A 25685-nucleotide genomic window follows, 5' to 3' on the forward strand; every position below is an offset into this window, starting at 1 on the left:
GGTGACACGGCCCGGCCGGGGCACCGGCGAGGCCGCTGCCGAGTGTAGTGGTCCCGCCGGGCCGGGCCGGTGTCGCTCATATCCCGGACCCACGCCCGTCCGGGCCGGGTCCGGCGCGGTTTCAGGGCGATCGGCGCTCGACGCGAGTAGCCTGGCCACCAGGGGCAATTCGCCGGCGGAGGGGAGATCCGATGAGCGTGTCGACGGTCCGGGGGGCGCACGCCGCCGACCCGACGCCCGGGCTGGAGGCCCACGACCTGTCGCGCGCGTTCGGCGACGTCCGCGCCCTCGACCACGTCGACCTCGTCGTGCCGCGCGGCGGCGTGACGGCCCTCGTCGGACCCAACGGCTGCGGCAAGACGAGCCTCATGCTCGTGCTCGCGTCGCTGCTCTCGCCCGACACGGGGCACGTGCGGGTCCTCGGCGTCGACCCCGCGAAGGACCCGCGGGGCGTGCGGCGGCTGCTCGGCTGGATGCCCGACGGGTTCGGCACCTTCGAGGCGCTGACCGTGCGGGAGGTGCTGCGGACCATGGCGGGCGCCCACGGCCTCGGCGCGGGAGCGGCCCGCCCGCGCGTCGAGGAGCTGCTGCACACACTGCGCCTCGACCCGCTCGCCGACCGTCCCGCCCGCGTGCTCTCCCGGGGGCAGAAGCAGCGCCTCGGGCTCGCCCAGGCGATGGTCCACTCGCCGCAGGTGCTCGTCCTCGACGAACCGGCCTCCGGGCTCGACCCGCGCAGTCGCCTCGAACTGCGCGACACGGTGCGCGCGCTCGCGGCCGGCGGGGTCACGGTCCTCGTGTCGAGCCACATCCTCGACGAGCTCGAGGAGATGTGCGACCGCGCCGTCGTCATGGACGCCGGCCGGGTCGTCGCCTCGCACGACCTCACCGCCGCCCCGGCCCTGCTGCGGTGGCGGGTGGGTTCCCTCGACGTCGAGGCGCTGCGCGCCGTGCTCGCGGCCCGCGGCATCGAGGCGACCGACGTCCCCTCCCCCGACGGCGACTGGGGCCGCCGGGGCGCCCTCGACGTCGACGTGGCCGACGAGGCCGACGCCCACGCACTGCTGCGGCTGCTCGTCGACCACGACGTCCCCGTCTTCACCTTCGGCCCCGCCACGACCGGCGGCCGCCTCGAGGCCATGTACCTGTCCGCGACCCGGGAGGAGCGCTCATGAGCGGCGATCGGGGGCGGCTGCGGGAGCGGCCGACGAGCGGGGCGCCGGACGCGCCGACGACGCGCTCGGGCCGGAGCCCCGCCCAGTCCTGGGCGGCGATCCGCCTGGTCGCGGGGCTGGAGCTACGGCAACGCATCCGCACGTCGCGGTGGTACCTCGTGCTCGCCGTGTGGGTGATCGCCGTGTACGGCGTCGTGCTCCTCGGCTGGTTCGCGACGAGCGAGTCGACGTCGGACGAACGGGGGGTCGTCCTCTACAGCATGACGACGTTCGTCGTCCTCGGCTTCGGGCTCCTCGTCGTGCCGGCCCTCACGGCCACGTCGATCAACGGCGACCGTGACCGCGGGGTGCTCGCCACCCTCCAGGTGACCCAGCTCGGGCCCGCCGAACTCGTCCTCGGCAAGCTCCTCGCCGCCTGGGCGCTGGCGGGCCTCTTCCTCCTCGTCGCCGCCCCCGTGTACGTGTTCACGCTGGTCACGGGCGCGGTCGGCCCGCTGCGGGCGCTCGGCGCGCTGCTCGTCCTCGCGGTCTGCCTCGCCGTGTTCTGCGCGGTGGGGCTGGCGTGCTCGGCGTGGACGGCGCGCACCGTCTCCTCCGTCGTCCTCACCTACCTCGCCGTCGCGGGCCTCGGGCTCGTCACGGTCATCCTCTTCGGGCTCCTCCTGCCGAGGACCGCCGTGGAGACCGACCGCCAGGTCTGGACCATGACCGATGACCAGGGCCAACGGTGCGTCCTGCAGACGCAGCGGCGGGAGGACCTGCACACCGAGCGGGTCTGGTGGCTGCTCGCGCCCAACCCGTTCGTCGTCGTCGCCGACGCCGCGCCCGCGCTGCCGGCGAACGAGAACCAGACGGCGTTCGACCCGCTGCAGGCCATCAGCACCGGCGTCCGCCTGGCCCGCATCGGTCCGGCCGAGGGCGCCCTCGACGAGTGCTGGAGCGAACTGCCCGTCCTGCGCGAGGGCGAGGCCGTCGAGGACGCGACTCGGGTCGCCCAGGCCGGCCCGGTGTGGCCCCTCGGGCTCGGGGCGCTGGTGCTGCTCGGCGTCGGCTCCACCGCGGTGGCGATCCGCCGCACGCGGACCCCGGTCCACCGCCTGCCCCGCGACGTCCGCATCGCCTGAGCACCGGGTTCCGGGCGGGGCGCCGCCAGGCGGGCACCGCCGGGGCCGCGCCCCGCCGCCTCAGGGCAGGAGCGCGTCGAACTGCGCCTCGGCGACGAGGTCGTCGTCGGCGTCGAGGCGGATGTGCGAGATGACCGACTGCAGGACGCGCACCGCGCTCGCGGCGCGGCCACCCCACGACGACAGGTAGCTGAACTGCCACCACCACAGGGCCTCGCTGTAGCGGCCCTCCGCGTGGTGTCGCAGGCCGTGGACGAGGGCGGCGGCGATCTCGGCGAGGTCGCCGGAGACCTGGGCGCCGCTCACCTCGGTGCTCGTCAGCGGGTCGACGACCTCCGCGTAGTCGTCGAGGCCGGTGAACAGGATGGCGAGGTCGTTGCGCAGCCGCTCGGCGTCGTCGTCGCTGCCCAGGTCGGGCTCGAAGCGCTGCGCCGGGACGACGTCGGTGATCGCCCCGAGCCGCGCGCCGGTGACGAGCACCTGGGACGTGGCGAGCAGCAGCAACGGGATCGCCGTCTCGGGCTGCTCCCCCGCCGCGACCTGGCGGACGACGGTGAGGAACGCGCGGGCCTCCACGGCGGTCTCGTCGCCGAGGACGACGAGGTCGGCGGGCACGTCGGCCCGGACGTCGGCGGGCGTCGCCTCGACGACGGCGTTCAGGGAGCGCTCCGCCGGCTCGTCGCCGCGGTCGATGGCATCGGAGTCGTCATGCATGGATCAATCGTCTCCCTTCGAAGGCCCGGCCGAGGGTGATCTCGTCGGCGTATTCGAGGTCGCCGCCCACGGGAAGACCGGAGGCGAGCCGGCTGACCCGCACGCCCATGGTGCCGAGCGCCCGGGCGAGGTAGGTGGCCGTGGCCTCCCCCTCGAGGTTGGGGTCGGTCGCGATGATGACCTCGGTGACGCTGCCGTCGGCGAGGCGCGTGAACAGCTGCGCGATCGACAGGTCGTCGGGGCCGACGCCCTCCATCGGGCTGATCGCGCCGCCCAGCACGTGGTAGCGGCCGCGGAACTCGCGGGTGCGCTCGACGGCGACGACGTCCTTGGGTTCCTCGACGACGCAGATGAGGGAGGCGTCGCGGCGGTCGTCGGAGCAGATGCGGCACGTCTCGGCCTCGGCGACGTTGCCGCAGACGGCGCAGAACCGCACCCTCGACTTCACCTGCACGAGGGCGTCGACGAGGCGCTTGACCTCGTCCTCGTCCGCGACGAGCAGGTGGAACGCGATGCGTTGCGCGCTCTTGGGACCAACGCCGGGCAGATGCCCCAGCTCGTCGATCAGGTCCTGGACCGCGCCTTCGTACACGCTGCCAGCGTACGTCGCGCGGGGGTGGACGGGGGGCGCCGGGCCGGGGCGTCCGAGGCGGACCCGGCGACTTCCCGACGTCTCGGACTCCGAGTCCCCGGGCTCCCGCGCCCCGACATCGACGGGGGGTCCGCCGGGCCGGGCGTGATGGGATGGGGACATGGACGCGCAACGGGGCGGAGACGACGGCGACACGGGCCACACCGTCGGCGGCCGGGGTCACCTCGGGCTGCGGGTGGAGGTCGCGGACGGGGTCGCGCAACTCGTCCTCGACCGGCCGGAGAAGCACAACGCCGTCGGCCTGGCGATGTGGCGGGCCCTCCCGGGCGTGCTCGCGGGCCTCGACGCCGACCCGGACGTGCGCGCCATCGTCGTGCGCGGGTCGGGGTCGCACTTCTGCGCGGGCGCCGACATCGGCGACCTGCTCGCGGGGTCTGATCCGCAGGACCCGATGGCCGACCTGCGCGCCGCCAACCTCGGGACGCACGCCGCGTTCGCCGCGGTCCGCAAGCCGACCGTCGCGCTCGTGCGGGGCCACTGCATCGGCGGCGGTCTCGAGATCGCGGCCGCCTGCGACCTGCGCTACGCCGACACGACGGCAACATTCGGGGTGACGCCGGCGCGCCTCGGGGTCGTCTACGCCCCCTCGTCCGTGGCGCGTCTCGTCGACCTCGTCGGCCCGGGCGCGGCCTCGCGGCTCCTGTTCGGCGCCGGCCTGATCGACGCCCCGGAGGCGCATCGGATCCGCCTCGTCGACGTGCTCACCGACCCCGACGAGCTGGACGACACCGTCGCTTCCTTCGTCGCCGGTCTCGCCGGCCGCTCGCAGCTCACCATCGCCTCGGCGAAGGAGTCGATCCGCGCCCTGACCCGCGCCGAGGTCGGCGGCGACGGTGAGGACGCCGAGGCGCTCGCGGCGCGGCGCTACGTCGAGACCATCGCCTCGGGCGAGCTCGCCGAGGGGGTGGCCGCGTTCACGCAGCGGCGGACGCCCCGCTTCCCGTGGCGGTGGTGAGGAGCGGTCGAGGTCCTGCTCAGGCGCCGACGGGGCGCTCGTTGTAGGCGCCCGCGAGCTCTTGGCCGCTCATCGCCTGGATGGCCGTCATGATCTCGTCGGTGATGGCGCGGCGGGCGCGGCCGACGGGCATGTCGTCGAAACGGCCGGTGAAGTGCAGGGGCGTGCCGAAGCGGATCGTCACCTTGGCGGGGCGCACGAACCGGGCGCCCGGGGGCTGCATGTTCTCGGTGCCGCTGAGGGCGACGGGCACGACCGGGGCGCCGGAGGAGAGCACGAGGTGCCCGACGCCGGTGCGCCCGCGGTAGAGGCGCCCGTCGCGCGACCGGGTCCCCTCCGGGTAGATGCCGCAGGCGCCGCCGCGCTGGAGGACCTCGAGCTGGAGATCCAGCGAGCGCTGGCCGGCTCGGGTGTCGTCGCGGTCGACGGGGATCGCGCCCACGCCGGTGAAGAACGTGCGGCTGAACGCGCCCCGCACGCCGGTGCCTGTGAAGTACTCCTTCTTGGCGAGGAAGGCGATGTGCCGCGGGGAGGTGATGGGGATGACGATGCTGTCGAAGAACGACAGGTGGTTGCTGGCGATGATGACCGGGCCGGTCCGCGGGATGTTCTCGGTGCCGGTGACGGTGGGGTGCAGCATGGCCCGCAGAACCGGGCCGAGCCTTCGGCGGGCCAACTCGAACACCACGACGACACCTCGGCGGCTCGGAGGGAAGAGGACAGGATCCGAACACTAGCGGAGGAGACCGGCGCCCACCTCCTGCGCCGATCAGGGTCCGGCCGGCCCCCTCCCGCCTGGTCCATCACCGTCCGATCGAGAGCCGACCGGCCGGTCAGGACTCGAGGTCGGTGATGACCGTCCCACCGAGGACGCTCGCGATGACCGGCTGCCCCACGGCGGCGAGGTCGTCGATGTTCTCGTCGTCGAAGGCGGCCGCGTCGTCGTCGGCGCGCGGCGCGGTCGGCGCCTCCCCCGTGGCCTGCGTTCGGGCGGCCCGTCGGGCCTCGCGGAACGCCTCGATGCCGCGGCGGCCGGTTCCCGAGGCGGAACCCGGCGACGACGCCGGGCGTGGGCGGTCGGCGCCGGCCGACGATCTCGGCGCCGGCGCGCCCGGGCCCGGCCGCTCCGGGGCGACGGCCGGGCGCTCGTCCGCGACGCGGTCCTCCGCTCCGTCGCGAGCGGCCCTGGTGGTCGAGGTCGTCGAGGTCGTCGTGGCCGCGGCGCCCGTCGTGGCCGCGGCGCTCGTCGTGGCCGCGCCGGCCGCGGCGGGGCGCGACGACGCCCCGCGCCCGGCCGGGGCGGCGGCCGACGACGCCGGTCGCCGGCTCCGGAAACCGTCGTCCTCCGGGGGCGGCGGGGCGTCGTCCGGCGGCGGCTCGTCGCCCCAGCCGTCGGGGCCGCTCCCGTCGTCGACGGGACCGCGTCCGGTGAGCGTGCCCACGGGCGCCGTGGTGGGACCGTCGCCGGGCGGCTCGTCGAGCGCCTCGGGCAACGACCCCGATCCACCGGCGGCCGCGTCGTCGGCGGCCGGCGCGGTCGCGCCCCCGCCGGCGGCGGTGTCGTCCTCGACGTCCTGCGCCGTCCCGGCCCTGACCGATCGGTCGGCCTCGGCGGCTTCGTCGGACGGGGACGTCTCGGACCCGGGGTCGAAGGCTCCGGGTCCGCGCCGAGCCTCGCCGGCCTCACCCGCGGGCGTGCCCTCGTCCTGCCCCCTGGCGCCCACGCCGTCGGCGTCCCGATCCGCCGGGCCCGTCGTGGCCCAGTCGGGCGGACCGCCGCCGCCGGTCCAGCCGCGGGCGTCGTCGTTGTGGCGGGAGGCGTCGGCGCTCGCGCGCAGGCCCTGCCAGGCCGGGGAGCTCGGGTCCATCGAGGCTCCACCGCCGACGTCGTCACCCCGGGCGGCCCCGCCCTCGCCGCAGGTACGCGCGGCGAACCGGGCCTGCCAGTCGGTGGCGCCTCGGCCACGGTCGGGCCCGGAGGCGGTCTCGCCCCGGCGTCCCGGGCGCCCGCCCTCGGCCCGGTGGGCGGGACGCTCGCGCTCGGCCGCCGGGGCCGTGGCGCGGTCGGACGAGTCGTCGCCATCGGGCGGCCCCGCCCCGGTCGGGCGCCCGGCGTCACCGGGGCCGGCCTGCGCGTCGGGACGGGTCGGCGCCTCGGCGCGGGCCTGACCGCGGGAACCACCCGGGCCTCCGGCGCCACCCGGGCCGCCGGATCCGCCGGCCCGGGGCCCGCCCGGGGCGCCCGGCCCACCGGGTCGACCGGGGCCGGACCCAGCCGGGCCGCCTCCGGCACCGGGCCCGCCGGGATCGACAGTCCTTCCTGCGGCCGACCGCGCCTCGTCGAGGGGGACACCCTCCACGCGCGTGTCGACACCGCGGGCCTCGATGAGGGCCTGGCGCACGACCTCACCGTGGTGCCCGTTGCGGAAGGTCTGGGCGAGCCCGGCGGTGGCGATGCCGATGAGCAGCCGGTCGCCGTCGTAGTCGAGGACCTGTGCGTGCTCGGAGAGGAAGGTCCACGTGACCCGGCGGATCGCGAACACCTTGGCGAGCACGTCGGGCCAGGCCCGCCGGAGCGCGTCGGTGTCGAGGCCGCCCCGCGCCGGCTGTGCCGCGGACGGCGCCGACCCGGGCGAGGTGGGCCCTCCGGCGGCGGGGGCCTGTCGACCCGGCTCCGGGTCGGGCGCCCCCACCGCGCGACCCGACGTTGGGTCCACCGGAGCGCCGGACGTGCGGTCACGGCTCGGCTCCCCCGCCGAGGAACCGCGGCGAGCGACCCCGGGGGAGGCGGTGCCGTCCGAACCGCGGCCGGAGGCGTCGGCCGGGTCGCGCCCCTCCGCGGACGAGGCGGGTCGTCGAGCCGCCGGGGCCGCGTCATCCGCGCTCCCCGCCGCGGCACGGTCGGCCGGGCCGTCGGTCCGGCCCGCAGACGCTGCCGACCCGGGACGGGGGCCGCCGGGGGCCTCGCCCTGCTCGGCCGGCCATCCGTCGCCGGCAGGGTCGCCGGAGACCTCGGCGGGACGTTCGTCCGGGACCCGTGAGGTCGACTCGCCGCTCGCCGGCGCGGCCGCCCGGCCACGCCGCACGGGCGCCGCGGGGGGCTGCGGCCCGGCCATGTCGAGGCGCTTCTCGATGCGGTCGATGCGCGCGGCGTACCCGGCCTCCCCCGCCGACGTGGGCAGCAGCACTCGGGCGCAGATGAGTTCGAGTTGCAGGCGCGGCGACGTGGCTCCCGTCATCTCGGTGAGCCCGGCGTTGACGACGTCGGCGGCGTGCGACAGCTCGCCCGGCCCGAACGCGGCGGCCTGCTGGCTCATCCGGTCGAGCTGGTCGCTCGGGAGGCCCCGGAAGAGCGCCTGCAGCCCCTCGCCCCCGGAGGCGTTGACCGCGGACACGATGATGAGGTCACGCAGCCGCTCGAGGAGGTCCTCGACGAAGCGGCGCGGGTCCTGCCCCGTCTCGATGACGCGGTCGATCTGACGGAACACCGACGCCCCGTCCTGCGCGGCGACCGCGTCGATCGTCGCGTCGAGCAGCTCGGCCTCGGTGAAGCCGAGAAGGGCTGCGGCCCCGGCGTACGTGAGCCCGTCCTCCCCCGACCCGGCCATGAGCTGGTCGAGCACCGACAGCGAGTCGCGCACCGACCCACCGCCGGCGCGGATGACGAAGGACAGCACGCCCGGCTCGACCGCGACGCCCTCGAGCTCGCACAACTCCTCGAGGTAGGACTGCAGCCGGGCCGGCGGCACGAGGCGGAACGGGTAGTGGTGGGTCCGCGACCGGATCGTGCCGATGACCTTCTCGGGTTCCGTCGTCGCGAACACGAACTTCACGTGCTCGGGCGGCTCCTCCACGATCTTGAGCAGGGCGTTGAAGCCCTGCGGCGTCACCATGTGCGCCTCGTCGATGATGTACACCTTGAACCGCGACTGGGCCGGGCCGTAGGACGCCTTCTCACGTAGGTCGCGGGCGTCGTCGACGCCGCCGTGGCTCGCGGCGTCGATCTCGATGACGTCGACCGACCCGGGCCCCCCGCGCGCCAGCGCGACGCACGAGTCGCAGGTCCCGCACGGCGTGGGGGTGGGCCCCTGCTCGCAGTTGAGGCAGCGGGCGAGGATGCGCGCGCTCGTGGTCTTGCCGCAGCCGCGCGGCCCGCTGAACAAGTACGCGTGACCGATGCGCCCCGCCCGGAGGGCCTGTTGCAGGGGCTCGGTGACGTGCTCCTGACCGATGACGTCCGCGAACGTCTGCGGCCGGTAGCGCCGGTACAACGCGGTACTCATGCGACTCCCCTGTGTTCCAGCAACGCTTCCTGCGACGTGTCCCTGCGACCGTGACGCATACCGCGGCCGCCGACGCCCCTCGGCGCCGTGCCCGGATCACGACGATCCTCGTTCTGCGCCGACCCTAGCCGCCCCGTCCGACAGGGTCGCGCCCCGAACCGGATGCCGGGGTCGTCCGCGCCGATCGCCGACGGTCGAGCCGGCCCAGAGGGGGCCTCGAAGGAGCCCGGAGACGCGAAGAACCCCCCGCACACCTGGAAGAGCTCCCCTACCCTTGCTGCATTCCTGCCCTGGGGGAGTTCGGAGAGGTACCACCGCACGAGGGGTCCGGCGACCACTGTAGTGGAGGCGCCCCGCGCCCCCCAAACGCCCGGTCCCGATTCGGTCGGGCCTCGCAGGTCAGGTACGATCCTCGACGGAGGATTCGCATAGTGGCCTAGTGCGCACGATTGGAAATCGTGTTGGGTTAATAGCCCTCAGGGGTTCAAATCCCCTATCCTCCGCCGCCGGAACAGGCGCGGTCCCCGCTGCGGGCCGCGCCTGTTCTCGTCTCTACCCGGGCCTCGTCCGCACCGGTCTCGCCCCTAGGGCCGCGCCACGACCTCGACGCCCTCCACGATCTCCACGCCCTCGACAGCCTCCGCATCTTCGGTGACGTCGTCGCTCGCCCGCTCGCCGCCCGTCGGTGCGGCCGGGAGGCTCGCGGCACCCCACACGTGCAGCGCCCCGGGGCGATGGGTCAGGTCATGGCCCGTGGCGAGGTGGCGGGCGAGGATGGTCGCACCGTCGAGGGGGCTGCCGAGGGCGGGCACGAGGAAGACGTGGCGCTTGCCCAGGGCGCTAGCGAAGGCGACCTTCACGGCCTCAACGAGCAGGAGCCCACCCGTCGCGCTGAGGGGCGCGCCGGGCAGTGCGGCCGCGCCGGCGCAGAGGGTGTCGGCCAGGTGCTCCCCCGCCAGGCGACAGATGTCGCGGGCCACGTCGTCTCGGCTCGCGACGTCGCCGACGACCGGCGCGAAGTCGGCGAGCAGCCCCGGGCCGTGCTCCGCGGCGAGAGTCGCCCACCCGCGCTCGTCGCCGAACGAGCGTCGGCCGGCGTCGAGCAGGGCCGCCGACCCGCCGGGCACGCCGTCCCGGTGCAGCAGGCCCGCCGCGAGGCCCTGCCGACCCACCCAGGCCGCGGACCCGCGGTCGCCGAGCAGCGACCCCCAGCCATCGAGGCGACGCCACGTCTGGTCGAAGTCCGTGGCGAGGGCCACGACGCCCACGCCCATGTCGAGCACGACGCCCGGGCCGACCTCGGCCACGGCCCCGACGAGCGTGGCCACGGACCCGTCGACGACGACGGTCCGCTCGGTCCCGGACAACGCGGCGGCCCGCGCGAGGAGGGCGGGCGCGTCGAGGGTCGCCGTGAGGTCGGCCACGGACCACACGCACGCGTCGACGGGGCCGGCCTCGGCGAGCGGGGCGACGAGGTCGGTCAGCGCCTCGACGTCGACGGGGCGACCGGCGCGTAGCCGGGGCGCGGCCACGGTGCCGTCCGGATCGACGGCGAGGCCGAACTCGTCGGCGCGCCGAAGCGTCACGCGGCGGGCGCTCAGCCCCGCCCGGCCCAGGTCGACCGCCAGCAGTTCGAGCGTCTCTGGTGTGTCCACGTCGTCCCCTCTCCCCCGGGGCCAGCGTACGGCGGCGCGTCGGTGCGCGCCCGCAATGACCGTTCTGCCCCGCCACGTCGCCCGGCCCCGCCCGAGACGAACGGGGCCGTCGCCCGTGAGCGCCCCTGACCGCCGCCGGTCGTCAGCGAACCGGGTCGGCGGCCGCGGCCGGGCGCGCGGGTCCGCCCAGGTCGGCGAGGGCGTCGGCGACGATCCCGGCGCGGTCGTGCAGGGCGCGCCGGGCGTCGGTCACATCGGCGCCGGCCAGCATCGTCACGAGCGCCGTCTTGAGGTCGCCCCCGGCCGCGTCGAGGGCCCGCCGGCACTCCCGCTCGTCTCCCCCGGTGGCCTCGTGCAGGATCCGCAGGACGCGCCCGCGCAGCTTGGCGTTCGTGGCGACCACGTCGACCATGAGGTTGGACCACGTCCGCCCCAGGCGGACCATGACGGCGGTCGAGAACGTGTTGAGCACGAGCTTCTGCGCGGTCCCCGCCTTGAGACGGGTGGACCCGGTGATCGCCTCGGGGCCGGTGTCGGGCGCGACGACGTGATCGGCGAGCCCGGCCAGGCCGGCGTCGGGCACGGCCGTGACGAGGGCCGTGACCGCGCCCAGCTCGCGGGCCCGGCGCAGCGCCCCGCCGACGAACGGGGTGCGCCCCGACGCGGTGAGGCCGATGACGACGTCGGCCGCGGTGACGCCCGCCATCTCGCGCAGGCCCGCCGTCTCGTCGTCCTCGACGTTCTCGACGGCCCGCCAGAGCGCCTCCGGCCCACCTGCGTGATGGGCCACGACGACACCGTCGGGGACGTTGAACGTCGGCCGCAGCTCGGCGGCGTCGAGCACGGCCAGGCGCCCCGACGTGCCCGCGCCGACGTAGTGGACGCGCCCGCCCGCGCGGATCCGCTCGACCGCGGCGTCCACGAGGTCGGCCAGCGGGGTGAGGGTGCGGGCGACCGCCGGCGCCACGCGGGCGTCCTCGGCGTTGAGGACCGCGAGGAGCTCCCGGGTCGTCAGGCGGTCGATGTCGAGGGTGGCGTCGTTGCGTTCCTCGGTCACCGCGGCCACGGCACTGACCGGTCCCCCGGCCTCGGCGCCGACGCGCGCGTCGTCGGCGTCGATCAGGACGCCACGGTGCGGGGTCGTCGGTTGCTCGGGCACGCCGCCACGGTACTTTTTTTCGCGCGCATCGACAAGAGCGTGAACGAATGACGATCTCCTGGCGGTGGGACGCTCACTCCTCGCGGACGCGGTGCGTGGCGACCGCTCGTCGCGTCGTCGCGACGGCCTGCCGGGAGGCGCGGACGTCGCGATGCGCGACGGCGAGGTAGAGGCAGTCGACGACGAACAGGGCCGCGATGCGGCTCGCGGTCGCGCCGGCGCGGATCGTCGGCTCGCGGGCGGAGGTCGTCAGGACCGCGTCGGCGGCCCGCGCCAGCGGAGCGACGGGGTGGTTGGTCACCGCGACCGTGTACGCGCCGCCGGCGCGGGCGGCCTCGAGCTCCTCGATGGTCTCGCGCGTCTCCCCCGAATGCGAGACGGCGATCGCCACGTCGTCGGGTCCGAGGATCGCCGCCCCGGCGAGGGCCACGTGCGGGTCGGCCGTCGCCGACGCCAGCCGGCCGATGCGGTGCAGCTTCTGCTGGAGGTCGGCCGCCACCAGGGCGCTCGCCCCGTGCCCGTAGATCTCGACGCGCCGGGCGGCGGCCACCCGGGCGGCGACGGCGTCGAGGACGGCCCGGTCGAGCTGCTCGGCCGTCTCCTCGATGGCGGCGGTCTCGGCGAACGCGACCTTCGCGACGACGTCGTCGAGGGTGTCCTTCGGGCTGATGTCGCTCGTGGGCGCGCGGCGGTCCCGCGGCAGCGCCCCTTCTTCGGCGAGCGCGAGCCGCAGTTGAGGGTAGCCGGCGAGCCCGAGCCGCCGGCAGAAGCGGAGGACCGTCGTCTCCGACGTGCTCGCGGCCCGCGCGAGCTCGCTGATCGTCAGCGCCGCCGCGGCCCGCGGGTCGCGCAGGACCTGCGCCGCCACCCGCTCCTCGGCGGGGCTCAGCGACGGCCGCAGCCCCCGCAGCCGCAGCACGAGCCGGGCCTCGCTCGAGGCGTCGCCGCCCTTCGCCGTCGAGCGCGCGGCGGCCCCGGAATCACGTCGGCTCATCCCCGTAGCGTAGGTCGACCCCGCCGGGGCGTGGCTGGCTCGGTCGGGCCGGCCGCCTCCACCGGCCCGACCGGGCCGGTCAGCCCTCCTTGACCGTGACGGTCTTCATCGTGTGGACCTTGGCGGGCGGACCGTCCGCGGGCGACCCGTCGGCCTCGATCTTCTTGACGACGTCCATGCCGCCGGTCACCGTGCCGAAGAGGCTGTAGTGCGGCGGGAGGCCGACGCCCGCCTCGCCGGTGACGACGAAGAACTGGCTGCCGTTGGTGTTCGGTCCGGCGTTGGCCATGGCGACCGACCCGACGCGGTACTCCCCGGGCTGGGGCAACTCGTCCTCGAACTCGTACCCCGGCCCGCCGGCCCCGGTGCCCTGCGGGTCGCCGCCCTGGGCCATGAACCCCTGGATGACGCGGTGGAAGGTCACGCCGTCGTAGAAGTGGTTCCGGGCGAGGAACACGAAGTTGTTGACGGTCTTGGGCGCCTTCTTCGCGTCGAGGGCGACCGTGAAGGCGCCGACGTCGGTCGTCACCGTGGCCGTGTACGACTTCGCCGGGTCGATGCACATCGGCGGCGGCGCGTCGAAGGTCACGGTGCGCTTGGCCGCGCCGCCGGCCGGCGGGCACGCGGCGCCGCCCGACGCGCCGCTCCCGGACGGCGTCGGGGCGCTCGACGCGCTCGGGGAGGCGGCGGACGACGTCGCCGGGGCCGCGGTGGAGCCGGGCGAGGTCTGAGGCGCGTTCGACCCGCAGCCCGACAGGGGCAGCAGGACGGCGCAGGCGAGGACGGAGCCGAGACGAAGACGCATGACCCCACGATAGGGCGCCCGCCCTGCGCGCCCCCGCGCCGCCACGCCTGGGCGACGCCGGCGACCATGCCGTCCGCCAGGACGCCTGGCTCCCGAGAATCCCCGGGCGAGAACGGAAGTCACCGGACCCGAACGCGGGGTGGCCGCTCAGCGCAGCCCGGAACCGTACGGGGCGAGGGTGCCGCCGCCGGCGGCGGGCAGGGAGACGGGCAGGCGGCCCTGGGGGCGGATCGCGCCGGACAGGACCCGCGCGGCCGCGCGCCCCGACACCGCTCCCCAGCCGTAGGTGGCGAGGTAGGTGCGCGTGGCCGGCAGGGCCGCGAGGTCGTAGGGCTCGCGGACGGCGACGACGGCGACGGGGCGGCCGGTGGCCCGGAGGGCGGCGACGAGCCGGCGTTGTGCGGCGCCGGCGGGCCGGGATGCGTTCATCGTCGTGACGACGACCCGGTCGGCGCGGCGGGCGGCGGCGACCGCGGCGCGCTGCTGCGCCGCGGTGGGCGTGGCGCCGGTGACGAGTCGGGTGGTGCGCGCGCCGCGGCGGGTCAGTTCGGTGGCGAGGCCGGCGGTGACGTCGGCCCCGAACCCGACGACGGCGACGCGGCGACCGCGCGGCGCGAAGGGCGTCGCCCGCGGGTCCCGGCGCAGCAGGGTGACCCCCCGGTTCGCGATCGCCTCCGCACGCGCGGCGTGGGCGCGGGTGCCCACGACACGAGCGACGCGGGCGACGTCGACGTATGGGCGCGCGAACAGCCCGCGCGCCCGCTTGAGGGTGAGGATGCGGGTCACCGAGGCGTCGAGGCGGGCCCGGCTGATGCGGCCCGAGGCCACCGCGCCGAGCACGGCGGAGTAGGCCTCGTCCATCTTGGGCGGCATGAGGAGCTGGTCGACCCCGGCGAGCACGGCCCGCACCGCGACCTCGCCGTCGCTGTGGCGGCTGCGGACGCCCGCCATCGCGAGCGAGTCGGACACGACGACGCCGCGGAAGCCGAGCCGCCCCCGCAACGTGTCGGTGACGATGGGCCGTGACAGGGTCGCCGGTTCCCCGCTCGGGTCGAGGGCGGGGACGACGAGGTGTCCGGTCATGACGAGGTCGGTGCCCGCGGCCACGGCGGATCGGAAGGGGGGCGCGTCCACGCGGTTCCACGTTGCGAGCCCGTGGGAGATGACGGGCAGGCCGGTGTGGCTGTCGACCGAGGTGTCGCCGTGGCCGGGGAAGTGCTTGACGGCGGTGGACACGTTCGCGTCCTTCTCGAACCCGGCGACCTGGGCCGCCACCATCGACGCGACGAGCGCGGTGGACCCGCCGAAGGCGCGGACGCCGATGACGGGGTTGGCGGGGTTGACGTTGACGTCGGCGACGGGCGCGTAGTTCGTGTCGATGCCGACGGCCCGCAGGTCGGAGCCGGTGATCGCGGCGGCGGACCGCGCGTCGGCCGTGCCTCGCCCCGCCCCGAGGGCCATGGCCCCGGGCAGTTCGGTGGCCGGCGGACCCAGCCGGCGCACCGGCCCTTGCTCCTGGTCGGTGGCGATCTGCAGCGGCACCCGCGCCCCGGAGGTGAGCGCGGCCCGCTGGAGGCCGTTCGACAGCGCCGCCGTCCGCGCCGGCGTGGAGAGCTGGCCGGCCCAGCCGAAGTACACGATCCCGCCGAGGTGGTACTTGGCGACGACCTGCGCCGGCGTCGCGACCCCGTAGAGCGGCAGGTTGCGGCGATCGGCCGCCGCGGCCGACGACCCGTACACCTGCTGGACGAAGAGCTGACCGACCTTCTGCCGCACCGTCATCCGCGCGACGAGGGCCCGCACGTCGGGCGCAGCCACCGCTGTGCGCGCCTCACCCGAAACGGCCTTCCCCGCCCGCGAGGCCGGCGGCGGCGCGGCCTCGGCCGGGGCGGACGCCGCGACACACGCGGGCAGGAGCACGCCGGCAGCGGCGAGCGTGGCGAGGGGACGACGGGATGCGGTGAACACGGTGGGCCTTTCGAGACGCGTGGAGCGGGCGCGGGCCGGCAGCCCGCGCCAGTGGGCGGCGGGCGATCGGCACGCGCCGACCACCCGCCGGGCCGGTCACTCGTCGGCGGGAGGGGCGTCGCGCTCGGCGTCGTAGTCGCGGGGGCCGCCGTCCGCTTCCTGGCCGGCGGCGCCGGCGGTGGGCACGCCGTCGTCGGTGCCGGGAACGCCGCCCTCACCCGCGCTCGGGCTCATCGCACTCGTCTCGGAGACCTGGCCCTGGCTGTCGTCGTTCTGGCTCATGGAGCACCTTCGCTCATCGCAGTGACGGGAGGCAGCGCGCCGCCCGCGTCGACGGGGTCGACGCGATCCACGGTAGACCCGGCCACCGACAGCGTGGCCCCGCCGCTCGTGCGGCGGCCGCCCTCGACGACCCGCGCGGCGGTGCCGCCCCACCGAGGCCGGCATCGACGGGGGCCGACGCCGCGTCAGGCGGGCCAGCCGTCCGGGCCGGAGGAGCCGGCGGGGTACTCCTCCAGCGGCACCTTGTTCTTGCGCCAGGCGTCGACGACGGGCGAGACGACCTTCCAGCACTTCTCGGCCATGTCGCCGCGTACGGACAGCAGGGGGTCGCCGTCCATGATGTGGGCGAGGATCTCGCCGTAGGGGCGGACGGCGCTCGCGCCGATCTCGGCCGACAGCAGCGTCTGCTCGAGGCCGAAGACGTCGCCCTCGCCGTTCGTCGAGATCTCCAGGGTCACCCGCTCGGGGTTCATGTCGATGACGAGCCGGTTCGGCTTGGGGCGCGGGCTCAGGCCGCCCGGCAGGTGCGCCACGGGGCGGAAGGTGACGACGATCTGACGTCGCGGCGCCCCGAGCGCCTTGCCGCTGCGCAGCCGGAACGGCACACCCGCCCAGCGGGCGTTGTCGATGGTGACGGTGACCTCGGCGAGCGTCTCGGTGTGCCGGTCGGCGTCCACGCCGGGCTCGTCGACGTAGTTCGGGACGTCCTGGCCCTGCACGGCGCCGCGGGTGTAGCGCGCCCGGCGCGAGGACGCGACGGCGTCCCCGTCCCGGACCGACATCGCGGAGAGGACGTGACTGACGAGGTCGCGGAACTCGGTCGCCTCGATGGACGCCGGGTCCTCCATGGCCACGAGGGCGCACACGAGCAGCAGGTGGCTCTGGATCATGTCGGCGAGCGCGCCGGCCTTGTCGTAGTAGCCGGCCCGCCCCTCAAGCGCGAGCGTCTCGTCGAAGACGATGTCGACCGACTCGATGTTCGCCTGGTTCCAGACCGGCTCGAACAGCCGGTTGGCGAACCGGAACCCGAGCAGGTTGAGCACGGCGCCCTTGCCGAGGAAGTGGTCGACCCGGAAGATCTGGTCCTCGTCGAGGAAGGAGAGGAGCCGGCGGTTGAGCCGGCGGGCGCTGGCGAGGTCGTGGCCGAAGGGCTTCTCGAGCCCGAACCGCAGCCCCTCGGGGAGGTCGAGGCCGGCGAGGACGTCGCACGCCTTGGCGGTGACGGCCGGCGGCAACGCAAAGTAGAGGACGGCCGGGCCCTCCGGCAGCCCCTCGATGAGGCCGCGGAGGTCGTCGGGGTCGAGGAGGTCGGTCCGCCGGTACGTCGCGGTCGACGCGAGCCGCTCGGCCCGGTCGTCGGGGCATCCGCCCTCCCCGAGGGCGTTCGTGACGCGGGCCCGCCAGTCCGACTCGCTCAGCTGCTCGTTCGCGGCGCCGACGAGCCGGACCCGACGCTGCGGCTGGTGCTGCAGCAGCGTGCCGAGACCGGGCAGGAGCAGGCGCTTCGTGAGGTCGCCGGAGGCGCCGAGGATGACGAGGGTGACGGGGTCGTTGGCCATGGCGACGACGTTACGGCGCGGCCGGGCTCGGGGCACCCCTCGGGAGGGAGGCTCCGCCCCTGAACCGGCCGTCCGATCGCCGGGCCATGCCGGCCGTGCTCACCCGTGCCGTCATGTCGGCATCGTTGCGCGGGGCCGGCACGGGTCCAGGCCTCGGCCGGGGCGGGCCCTGCGTCAGGACCGGGAACGGACGAGCCGGGAGACGGCGACGCCGCTGGCGGTGAGGGTGAGCATCAGGCATCCGATGGGCAGCGGCAGGCAGCAGCCGCCGACGGTGACCTGCGTCCCCCGCTTCGTGCGGGTCGAGTAGTGCGGGAAGGGGAATCCCCGCAGGCCGCCGCCGCGGCGCGGCTCGAAGCCCGGGCCGGCGCCGTACCCCGGGGCGCGGCCGGGCACGTCGTCCTGGGGCCCGTAGGCGTCGTGCGGGCCGGGGCGCCGACCGGCGTCGGGGCCGGGGTCGCGGGGATCGAACGGGCCGGTGGTGTCGTGGTTCACCCCGGGTGAGTACCCGAATCGGACGAAGGGCACACGTCCGCGGGGCCTCACGGGGCCGCGACGCGCTCCATGATGCGCGGGTCGTCCTCGCGCGCCGGTTCGACGACCCCGAGCTCGGTGGCGACCGCCGAGACGAGGTCGTGCGGGGTGACGTCGAAGGCCGGGTTGAAGCCTCGCGCGCCCGCAGGGGCGTTGCGGACCCCGCCGACGGAGAGCACCTCGTCCCCGTCGCGCTCCTCGATGACGATGTCGTCGCCGGTCGCCGTGGCGAGGTCGACGGTGGAGCTCGGGGCGGCGACGACGAACGGGATGCCGGCTCGTCGGCAGGCGAGGGCCAGCGCGACGGAGCCCACCTTGTTCGCGGTGTCGCCGTTCGCCGTGATGCGGTCGGCGCCGATGATCGCGACGTCGACGAGCCCGCGCAGGATCGTGCTGCTCGCGGCGCCGTCGGCCTGGACGACGTGGTCGATGCCGTCCTGGGTGAGCTCCCAGCTCGTCAGGCGCGCGCCCTGGAGAAGGGGGCGGGTCTCGTCGGCGTGGACGAGGCCGAGGACACCGCGGTCGTGCAGCTCGTGGATGATGCCGTAGGCCGTGCCCCAGGCGGTCGTCGCGAGGGCGCCGGTGTTGCAGTGCGTGACGACGCGGACCTTCTCGCGGCCGGTTCGCGCCAGGATCCAGTCGGCGCCGAGGCGGGAGAGCTCCCGGTTGGCGGCCTCGTCCTCCGCGGCGAGCCGGCGCGCCTCGGCGAGCACCGCCTCCGGGCCGCTCCCCATGAACGCTCGGACCCGGTCGACGCCCCACGCCAGGTTGACCGCCGTCGGGCGGGCGTCCCGGATCCGGTCGACCTCACGCTCGAGCCGGGCCGCATCCCACCCGTCGCGACGCGCCTCGTCCATCGCGACGACCACCCCGAGCGCCCCCGCGGCCCCGAGGGCCGGCGCCCCGCGCACGGCCAGTCGGCGAATGGCGTCGACGAGGGCGTCGACGGTCGTGATGTCGAGATACTCCTCGCGCTCCGGCAGCTGCGTCTGGTCCAGCAGGCGCACGCAGCGCACCGCCTCGTCCCACTCGATCGCCCTCATCGCCCATGCCCTCCCGCTGCCGCGTGCCGACGCCCGGACCCTACCGCCCGCCCGGCGAACCTCGACGCCTCGAACCGTCACACGCCGGCCCCTCGAACCCACCGTGACCTTCGACGCCACGAATCAGCCCGTCACCATCGGCAAAGAGTGCCTGAACTGCACGAACAACGCGACCGGTCGAGCCGACTGTGTGAAACTCGGCTACGACGCGGCCATCCACGTCGGGGGAAAGGGGTTGGTTTCTCGGTGAGTGACTTCAGTCAAGAACAGGCGGACAACGTCGTTGCGGGCTTCCTGTCGGATCTGGCGGGACGCGCGGTCGTCCGGGAATCGACAGAGTCCGACGTGCATCGTTTCGATCTACGGCCCACCGACGTTCCAGCACGATTCGGCATGCACATCGCAACCGAACCCTCGACGGTGCAGCTCGTGAGCTATCTCCACCCCGAGGCGCCGTACGTCGATCTCGACCCCGAGTACGATCGCGACGTCGTGACGCAGCTGGGCGAGAGTCGCAGGGCTCCCAGGCAGGTCGGCAACCGCTACCGGGGCAAGAACCCTGTCGACGTCAGACCCCGCGACCCGTTCCGAGCGGAGGACGAACGGTGAAGCCCATCAGGCGGTTGCACCTGAGTCCGGGGATGCGAGTAGCACTCGTCGCCTCCCGGCTTTCCATCCCCGTGTTCTCTGCCATTCTCGGGACAAGCGCCGCCAGGTCGCTCTGGGGGTGGTGTCTCTTGTGGTTCACCGGCGCCATGCCGGCCTGCCTGGCCAATTACCTCAGCGAAAGGAAGGGAACCGCAGAACCGCCTGAACACTAGGCGCAAGATCACGTATCGAACGGGCCGTTCCGCTCGCGATTCCGGAGACCGCCGGCTCTGATGGGCTCTGGATGTCGTGACGGGAGACCCTCTGAAACCCGCGTCACGGCATGTCCGCATGGGGCCTCACGCAGCGGTCCGCGCCGCGACCTCTCGGGGTACCGCCCGACGAGCGACGCCCCCGCCCGCCGGATCGGCGGGCGGGGGCGTCGGTGGCGCGTGACGCGTCAGAGGTTGACGATCTTCGTCGCCTTGGCGGCGGCGAGGCGGGCCTCGACGTCGGCCCAGTTGACGACGTTCCACCAGGCCTTGACGTAGTCGGGCTTGACGTTCTTGTACTGCAGGTAGAACGCGTGCTCCCACATGTCGAGCATGAGCAGCGGGACCTGGGCGGCCGGGAGCTGCGCCTGCTGGTCGTACAGCTGGGCGAGGATCGGGCGCTGGCCCAGGGTGTCCCAGGCGAGGATCGACCAGCCGGAGCCCTGGATGCCCGCGGCGTTGGCCGCGAACAGCTCGCGGAACTTGTCGAAGCCGCCGAAGTACTGCTCGAGCACGTTGGAGGTCTCGCCGACGGGCTTGTCGCCACCGTCCGGGGACATGTTCTGCCAGAAGATCGAGTGGTTGACGTGCCCACCGAGGTTGAACGCGAAGTTCTTGGCGATGAGGTTGATCGTCGCCGTGTCGCCGGACTCGCTCGCCGCCTGCAGCTTCTCGGCGGCGTCGTTCGCGCCCTTGACGTACGTGGCGTGGTGCTTGTCGTGGTGCAGCTGCATGATCTCGGCGCTGATGTGCGGCTCGAGCGCGGCGTAGTCGTAGGGCAGATCGGGAAGGACGTACTCGCTCACAGCATTGCTCCTAGAGCTCGAGGGTGGTGCTTCTCCTTACCTCGGCCAGCCTAGTGACCACCCCGGCGGCGGGCCTGCCGGGGGCGGGATCACGTCTCACGCGGCTCAGATGGGCGCCACGGGGTCGACGGGCGACACGGGCCCGGGCCGCCGCCGCCGCGGGCACATCGACGTGTAGTGCCCGATCGTCAGGCAGTGCCCGCACCGCGGGAGCCGCGCCGGCGGCCGGGGCGGCGGCGGCGGCTTGCGCACCGGGCGTGCGAACGATCCCGACCCCGGCGGGGGCGCGGGCGGCGCGGGCGGGGGCACGAGGTCGTCGAAGTAGCCGGGCGATCCCAGGGAGGCCGCGGCCGCCCGCAGGTGTCGCAACCGGGCCGCCCCCAGCCGGGGTCGCTCGAACGCGGCCTCGCGTATCGACTCGAGCAGGTGCTCGAGCACACCCCGGATGTCGGCGGCGGAGTACCCCGACCGCGCCAGCACGCCGCCCAGCTCCCGCACCTCGTCGGCGACGATGCGGCCGCGGGCGAGCAGCCCGACGACGGTCTCCACGTAGAGGGCCACGCGCGGGTCGTGCGCCTCCCTGGCGCCCATGCGCAGGCCGGCGAGGAGCTCGGCGAGCCACGGGTCGGTCGCGGGGGCCGGCGGGCGGTGGGACCGGCTGCGCGCCGGCCCGGGCGCCGGAGCGGGCCCCGAGAGGGCCGGGGGCGCCGGCACCGGATAGACGATCGCCTCTCGGTGCCGGCCGAGAACGGCCGCCGCGACGCCGGTGACGAGCCGCGCGTCGTCGGCCGCGGCTCCCGTCGGCGGAGCCAGGTTCAGGTGCGCCGCGAGCGTGGGCAGCCGGTGGTTGGGCGTCGGGATGCTCGCCTGCGCGAGGCGGAAGGTGTCGAGGGCGGGAAACGTCGGCGGCAGCAGCGACGCGGCCCGGAACTCGGCCGCGAGGAAGGCCTGCGTGAGGTCGGCGCGGTGGGCGGCGACGACGTGGCCCTCGAGCCGGGCGAGCAGCGAGCGCCCGACGTCGCCGAACCGCGGGGCGCCCGCGACGTCGGGGACCACGAGGCCGTGCAGGAGCAGGGGCCCCACGTCGCCGGGGGCCGGGTCGAGCAGGGTGGCCCACTCGTCGACGAGGCGCCCGTTCGCGTCGAGGCGCACGACGGCGATCTCGACGACCCGGTCGCGCATCGGGGTGAACCCGCTCGTCGCGAGCGAGACGACGGCGTACGGCCCGCGGTGGACGGCCTCGCCGTCGGCGGCGGCCTCGCCGGGGCGCAGGAGCCGACCGGGCGCGAGGAGGCGTCGTGGACCGGCTCCGGGTGCGGGTGGGCTCGGCGCGGCGCCCGGCCCGCTCCCGATCCCGTGCATCGCTCCCTCACGTCCCGCTCGTCCTCGCCGGCGCCCGACGCCGCCCGACGGCACCGGTCGCGGCCCGTGCCGCCCGCCGATCCCGCAGGAGCGCGGTGCCCGCTGCGGCGGCGCGACGACGTGCTGCCCTGCCCCGCCCATCGGCCCGGGGTGTCGCGACGTGAGGCCACACGGGGACGCCGCACGGGACGCCGCAGCGCGGGCCGAGACGACGGGCCGGGCGGCGCGGGCGGTCGTGGCAGGGTGGGACGCATGCACCGCCGCCTCGCGCTCGTCCGCCGCCCCGGCCCCCGGCTCGCCGACGGTCTCGTCACGCACATCGAGCGCAGCGACGACGTCGACCCCGACCTCGCCCTGCGGCAGTGGCAGGGCTACGTCGACGCCCTGGCGGCACACGGCTGGGAGACCGTCGAGGTCACGCCGGTGCCCGACTGCCCCGACGGCGTCTTCGTCGAGGACACCGCGGTCGTCTACGGCGACCTCGCGGTCCTCGCCCGCTCCGGCGCACCGGAGCGGCGGGCCGAGGCCGCCGGGATGCGCGAGGCCCTGCAGGGGCAGGGGTACCGCGTCGCGGAGATCACCGCGCCCGGCACCCTCGACGGCGGCGACGTCCTCAAGCACGGCGGCACGGTCTGGGTGGGGCTCGGTGGCCGCACGAACAAAGCCGGCGTCTCCTCGCTGCGGGCCCTGCTCGAACCGCTCGGCGCCCGTGTCGTGGCCGTGCCCCTGACCACGGTGCTCCACCTCAAGTCGGCGGTGACGGCCCTGCCCGACGGCACGGTCGTCGGCTACGCACCGCTCGTCGACGACGCCTCCCTGTGGGACCCCTTCCTCGCGGTGCCCGAGGAGGCCGGCGCCCACGTCGTCCTGCTCGGCGACGACACCGTGCTCATGTCGACCTCCGCGCCCCGGACCGCCCGCCTGCTGCGCGAGCGAGGGCTGCGGGTCGTCGCGGTCGACATGACCGAGTTCGAGAAGCTCGAGGGGTGCGTCACCTGCCTCTCGATCCGACTGCGGGGCTGAGCAACCGGGTGACCCGACGCGCCCTCCGAACGCCCGACGGGCGCCCGCCCCGGGTCGGGACGGGCGCCCGTCGGGGCGCGGGACGGATCAGTCGAGCGTCGCCGTGTCGATGACGAAGCGGTAGCGCACGTCGGAGTTGACGACGCGGTCGTAGGCCTCGTTGACCTGGTCGGCCGAGATGACCTCGACCTCGGCGCCGAGGTCGTGCTTCCCGCAGAAGTCGAGCATCTCCTGCGTCTCGGCGATCGAACCGATCATCGAGCCGGCCAGGGTCTTGCGGCCCGGGATGAGCGCGAAGGCCGGGATCTCTATCGGCTTCTCGGGGGCGCCGACCTGCACGAGCGCGCCGTCGGTCCGCAGCAGCCCGAGGTACTGCGCGAGGTCGAGGTTCGCCGAGACCGTGTTGACGATGAGGTCGAAGCTGCCGGCGAGGTCCTCGAAGGTGGACTCGTCGGAGGTGGCGTAGTAATGGTCGGCGCCGAGCCGCTCGCCGTCCTCCTTCTTCTTCAGCGACTGCGAGAGCACGCTGACCTCGGCGCCCATCGCGTGGGCGATCTTGACCGCCATGTGGCCGAGCCCGCCGAGGCCGATGACGGCGACCTTCTTGCCGGGGCCGGCGTTCCAGTGCGCGAGCGGGGAGTACGTCGTGATGCCCGCGCACAGCAGCGGCGCGGCCACGTCGAGGCCGAGGTTCTTGGGGATGCGCAGCACGTAGTTCTCGTCGACGACGATGTGCGTCGAGTACCCGCCCGCGGTGGGCTTCCCGTCGCGGCCCGTCGCGTTGTACGTGCCGACGTTGCCCTTGAGGCAGTAGTTGTCGAGGCCCGCCTTGCAGTTCTCGCACTCGCGGCAGGAGTCGACGAAGCAGCCGACGCCGACGTGGTCGCCGACCTTGTACCGGCTCACGCCCGAGCCGACCTCGTCGACGACGCCGGCGATCTCGTGCCCGACGACCATGGGGTACTCGATCTGGCCCCATTCGCTGCGGACGGTGTGGATGTCGGAGTGGCAGATGCCGGCGAACTTGATGGCGATGCGCACCTCGTGCTCGCCGACGTCCCGGCGCTCGATCGTCGTGCGCTCGAGCGGCTGGTCGGGGGCGACGGCGGCAATGGCATTGACCTGCATGTGGTGTCCCTTTCGCGTGGACTGTGCGTCGACATCCACGCTAGCCCCGGCCGGACCGTCCCCCGACGCGAGGGTGTCGCGGTCCGTCCGGCCGAGCCGGGACGCGGCCGCCGATCGCGCCGGCGAGAGCCGCAACGCCGACATCGCGCGCGCGGACCGCCTCGCCGAGGTGGAACGCGAAGCCCGGGAGCGGGCGGCGTCCACGGCGTGAGACTCGCCCTGGATCACCACTGCTCGACGCCGATGTTCGGCGCGGTTCAGGCGAAGAGGGCACGCCCGATGTGCTCCCCCGGCCGGGCGCCCGGCGGGACGGCGAACAGGGCCGATCCGCGGTGCTGCAGGTACTCCATGAGGCCGTCCTGGCGCGACATGCGGGTCTGCATGGGCACGTACTGCGTGCGGGGGTCGCGGACGTAAGCGATGAAGAAGAGGCCCGCGTCGAGGCGGCCCAACTCGTCGTTGCCGTCGGTGAAGTTGTAGCCGCGGCGCAGCATCTGCACCCCGCCGTTCTGGCTCGGGTGCGCGAGACGGACGTGGGAGTTCATCGCCACCAGGGGCGCTCCCCCGCGGCCGGTGAGCGCGAAATCGGGTTCGGTGAACTCCGTGCCCCCCGACAGCGGCGCCCCCTCCTTGCGGTCGCGCCCGACGAGCGACTCCTGCTCGCTCAGCGACGTCCGGTCCCACGTCTCGATCGTCATGTTGATGCGGCGGGCGACGAGGTAGCTGCCCCCGGCGAGCCACCCGGCGCGGGGGTCGTCCCCGGCGCCCACCCAGACGTGCCGCGACACGGCGTCCGGGTCCTCGGCCTTGAGGTTGGCCGTGCCGTCCTTGAACCCGAAGAGGTTGCGCGGGGTGGCCTGCGACGTCGACGTCGAGCTGGTGCGTCCGAAGCCGAGCTGGCTCCAGCGCAGCGCGGCCGTCCCGAAGGCGATCCGCGAGAGGTTCCGGATCGCGTGGACCGCGACCTGCGGGTCGTCGGCGCACGCCTGGACGCACAGGTCTCCGTCGCTGCGGCGGGGGTCGAGGTTGTCGGCGGGGAAGTGCGGCAGGCGGCGCAGGGCGGCCGGCTGCCGGGCCGCGAGCCCGAACCGGTCCTTCCCGGCCGCGTCGCGGAACAGGGTGGGGCCGAACCCGAACGTCAGCGTGAGCCGGGACGCGGCCAGCCCGGACGCCTCGCCCGTGTCGTTCGGCGGCGCATCGTAGGAGGCCGGGTCGCCGCCCACCGGCCGGCCCGCGGTCAGCTCGGCCGCCGCGGCCGTCCACGCCGTGAGCAGGGCCACGACGTCCTCCCGCGAGGTCGTCGTCAGGTCGAAGCTCGCGAAGTGCAACCGGTCCTGCGCCGGCGTGACGATGCCGGCCTGCCGCTCGCCGTGGAACGGGTAGGCGTCGGGCGCCGCGGGCGGCGGCGGGGGCGGCTCCTGCGCGCTGGCCCGCCCACCCGCGAACCCCGCGACCCCCATCGCGGCGGCGCCCGCCCCGGCCCAGCCGAGCAGACCCCGCCGGCTCATCCCCGAGCGGCCGGTGGAGCCGGTGGAGCCGTCGGCGACGGGCGCCGTCGAGGCGGCGGCGTCGTCGGAGACGGCGTGCGGGATGGACTCGGTCAT

At 75.1% G+C, this 25685-nt stretch carries 22 protein-coding genes, 1 tRNA gene and 1 other RNA gene; 6 read left to right on the plus strand and 18 right to left on the minus strand.

Annotated elements, in window-relative coordinates; genetic code table 11:
* Nucleotides 1-191: 191 nt before the first annotated feature.
* Together ICW24_RS00305 and ICW24_RS00310 are read left to right on the plus strand one after the other, a co-directional pair.
* Nucleotides 192-1175 (plus strand): ABC transporter ATP-binding protein, encoded by a 984-nt coding sequence (locus ICW24_RS00305; protein ID WP_226343723.1) that lies wholly within the window; start codon nucleotides 192-194, stop codon nucleotides 1173-1175.
* Entirely contained in the window at nucleotides 1172-2299 is a 1128-nt protein-coding gene (locus ICW24_RS00310) for an ABC transporter permease (RefSeq protein WP_226343724.1), read from the plus strand. Before ICW24_RS00305 ends, ICW24_RS00310 begins: the two co-directional genes overlap by 4 nt.
* 60 nt (nucleotides 2300-2359) lie before the next feature.
* Here the strand turns inward: ICW24_RS00310 and ICW24_RS00315 are convergent, their stop codons facing one another.
* Both ICW24_RS00315 and recR read right to left on the minus strand, forming a co-directional pair.
* Complete coding sequence (locus ICW24_RS00315; RefSeq protein WP_226343725.1) at nucleotides 2360-3013, minus strand: DUF5063 domain-containing protein; 654 nt, start codon at nucleotides 3011-3013, stop codon at nucleotides 2360-2362.
* A complete protein-coding gene (recR, locus tag ICW24_RS00320) occupies nucleotides 3006-3605 on the minus strand; it encodes a recombination mediator RecR (protein WP_226343726.1) in 600 nt (199 codons plus the stop codon). Before recR ends, ICW24_RS00315 begins: the two co-directional genes overlap by 8 nt.
* Nucleotides 3606-3765: 160 nt before the next feature.
* Here recR and ICW24_RS00325 point away from each other — a divergent pair, with 160 nt between their 5' ends.
* Nucleotides 3766-4620 (plus strand): enoyl-CoA hydratase/isomerase family protein, encoded by an 855-nt coding sequence (locus ICW24_RS00325; protein ID WP_226343727.1) that lies wholly within the window; start codon nucleotides 3766-3768, stop codon nucleotides 4618-4620.
* A gap of 19 nt (nucleotides 4621-4639) precedes the next feature.
* On the opposite strand, the gene ICW24_RS00330 is transcribed toward ICW24_RS00325, so the two are convergent.
* From ICW24_RS00330 to ffs, 3 genes are all read right to left on the minus strand, one after another.
* On the minus strand, nucleotides 4640-5308 hold the full coding sequence (locus tag ICW24_RS00330) for a lysophospholipid acyltransferase family protein (RefSeq protein WP_226343728.1): 669 nt from the start codon (nucleotides 5306-5308) through the stop codon (nucleotides 4640-4642).
* Between the two features lie 145 nt (nucleotides 5309-5453).
* Complete coding sequence (locus tag ICW24_RS00335; protein ID WP_226343729.1) at nucleotides 5454-8903, minus strand: DNA polymerase III subunit gamma and tau; 3450 nt, start codon at nucleotides 8901-8903, stop codon at nucleotides 5454-5456.
* A gap of 234 nt (nucleotides 8904-9137) precedes the next feature.
* Nucleotides 9138-9234: signal recognition particle sRNA small type (ffs, locus tag ICW24_RS00340), an RNA gene on the minus strand.
* An 86-nt stretch (nucleotides 9235-9320) separates the two neighbouring features.
* Here ffs and ICW24_RS00345 point away from each other — a divergent pair.
* Nucleotides 9321-9406 (plus strand) — tRNA-Ser (locus ICW24_RS00345).
* Nucleotides 9407-9487: 81 nt separating this feature from the next.
* Here the strand turns inward: ICW24_RS00345 and ICW24_RS00350 are convergent.
* From ICW24_RS00350 to mtnA, 9 genes are all read right to left on the minus strand, one after another.
* Nucleotides 9488-10558: a BadF/BadG/BcrA/BcrD ATPase family protein gene (locus tag ICW24_RS00350; RefSeq protein ID WP_226343730.1), complete on the minus strand. Its 1071-nt coding sequence runs from the start codon at nucleotides 10556-10558 to the stop codon at nucleotides 9488-9490.
* Between the two features lie 142 nt (nucleotides 10559-10700).
* Nucleotides 10701-11717 carry an N-acetylmuramic acid 6-phosphate etherase gene (locus tag ICW24_RS00355; protein WP_226343731.1) on the minus strand — a complete coding sequence of 339 codons (1017 nt, stop codon included), beginning with the start codon at nucleotides 11715-11717 and terminating at the stop codon, nucleotides 10701-10703.
* 73 nt (nucleotides 11718-11790) lie between these two features.
* Entirely contained in the window at nucleotides 11791-12711 is a 921-nt protein-coding gene (locus tag ICW24_RS00360; RefSeq protein WP_226343732.1) for a MurR/RpiR family transcriptional regulator, read from the minus strand.
* Between the two features lie 79 nt (nucleotides 12712-12790).
* Nucleotides 12791-13516, minus strand: coding sequence for a peptidylprolyl isomerase (locus ICW24_RS00365; protein WP_307781265.1), 726 nt, complete (start codon nucleotides 13514-13516; stop codon nucleotides 12791-12793).
* 147 nt (nucleotides 13517-13663) lie between these two features.
* Nucleotides 13664-15334: a glycoside hydrolase family 3 protein gene (locus ICW24_RS00370; RefSeq protein ID WP_226343733.1), complete on the minus strand. Its 1671-nt coding sequence runs from the start codon at nucleotides 15332-15334 to the stop codon at nucleotides 13664-13666.
* 246 nt (nucleotides 15335-15580) lie between these two features.
* Nucleotides 15581-15766 carry a hypothetical protein gene (locus tag ICW24_RS00375; protein ID WP_226343734.1) on the minus strand — a complete coding sequence of 62 codons (186 nt, stop codon included), beginning with the start codon at nucleotides 15764-15766 and terminating at the stop codon, nucleotides 15581-15583.
* Nucleotides 15767-15951: 185 nt separating this feature from the next.
* On the minus strand, nucleotides 15952-17325 hold the full coding sequence (locus ICW24_RS00380) for a glucose-6-phosphate dehydrogenase (protein ID WP_226343735.1): 1374 nt from the start codon (nucleotides 17323-17325) through the stop codon (nucleotides 15952-15954).
* A 174-nt stretch (nucleotides 17326-17499) separates the two neighbouring features.
* A complete protein-coding gene (locus ICW24_RS00385) occupies nucleotides 17500-17820 on the minus strand; it encodes a hypothetical protein (RefSeq protein WP_226343736.1) in 321 nt (106 codons plus the stop codon).
* Between the two features lie 47 nt (nucleotides 17821-17867).
* Complete coding sequence (mtnA, locus tag ICW24_RS00390) at nucleotides 17868-18902, minus strand: S-methyl-5-thioribose-1-phosphate isomerase (protein ID WP_226343737.1); 1035 nt, start codon at nucleotides 18900-18902, stop codon at nucleotides 17868-17870.
* Nucleotides 18903-19148: 246 nt separating this feature from the next.
* Here mtnA and ICW24_RS00395 point away from each other — a divergent pair, with 246 nt between their 5' ends.
* A complete protein-coding gene (locus ICW24_RS00395; protein WP_226343738.1) occupies nucleotides 19149-19511 on the plus strand; it encodes a hypothetical protein in 363 nt (120 codons plus the stop codon).
* 439 nt (nucleotides 19512-19950) lie between these two features.
* Here the strand turns inward: ICW24_RS00395 and ICW24_RS00400 are convergent, their stop codons facing one another.
* Nucleotides 19951-20568: a superoxide dismutase gene (locus ICW24_RS00400; protein ID WP_226343739.1), complete on the minus strand. Its 618-nt coding sequence runs from the start codon at nucleotides 20566-20568 to the stop codon at nucleotides 19951-19953.
* Nucleotides 20569-20673: 105 nt separating this feature from the next.
* Nucleotides 20674-21930: a hypothetical protein gene (locus ICW24_RS00405; protein WP_226343740.1), complete on the minus strand. Its 1257-nt coding sequence runs from the start codon at nucleotides 21928-21930 to the stop codon at nucleotides 20674-20676.
* 252 nt (nucleotides 21931-22182) lie between these two features.
* Here ICW24_RS00405 and ddaH point away from each other — a divergent pair, with 252 nt between their 5' ends.
* A complete protein-coding gene (ddaH, locus tag ICW24_RS00410) occupies nucleotides 22183-22953 on the plus strand; it encodes a dimethylargininase (RefSeq protein ID WP_226343741.1) in 771 nt (256 codons plus the stop codon).
* A gap of 87 nt (nucleotides 22954-23040) precedes the next feature.
* Here the strand turns inward: ddaH and ICW24_RS00415 are convergent, their stop codons facing one another.
* Both ICW24_RS00415 and efeB read right to left on the minus strand, forming a co-directional pair.
* Nucleotides 23041-24081 carry an NAD(P)-dependent alcohol dehydrogenase gene (locus ICW24_RS00415; RefSeq protein ID WP_226343742.1) on the minus strand — a complete coding sequence of 347 codons (1041 nt, stop codon included), beginning with the start codon at nucleotides 24079-24081 and terminating at the stop codon, nucleotides 23041-23043.
* A gap of 257 nt (nucleotides 24082-24338) precedes the next feature.
* Entirely contained in the window at nucleotides 24339-25685 is a 1347-nt protein-coding gene (efeB, locus tag ICW24_RS00420) for an iron uptake transporter deferrochelatase/peroxidase subunit (RefSeq protein WP_372360445.1), read from the minus strand.

Origin of the sequence: Agilicoccus flavus (genome assembly GCF_014857905.1) — a bacterium.
GTDB classification, from domain to species: Bacteria; Actinomycetota; Actinomycetes; order Actinomycetales; family Dermatophilaceae; genus Agilicoccus; species Agilicoccus flavus.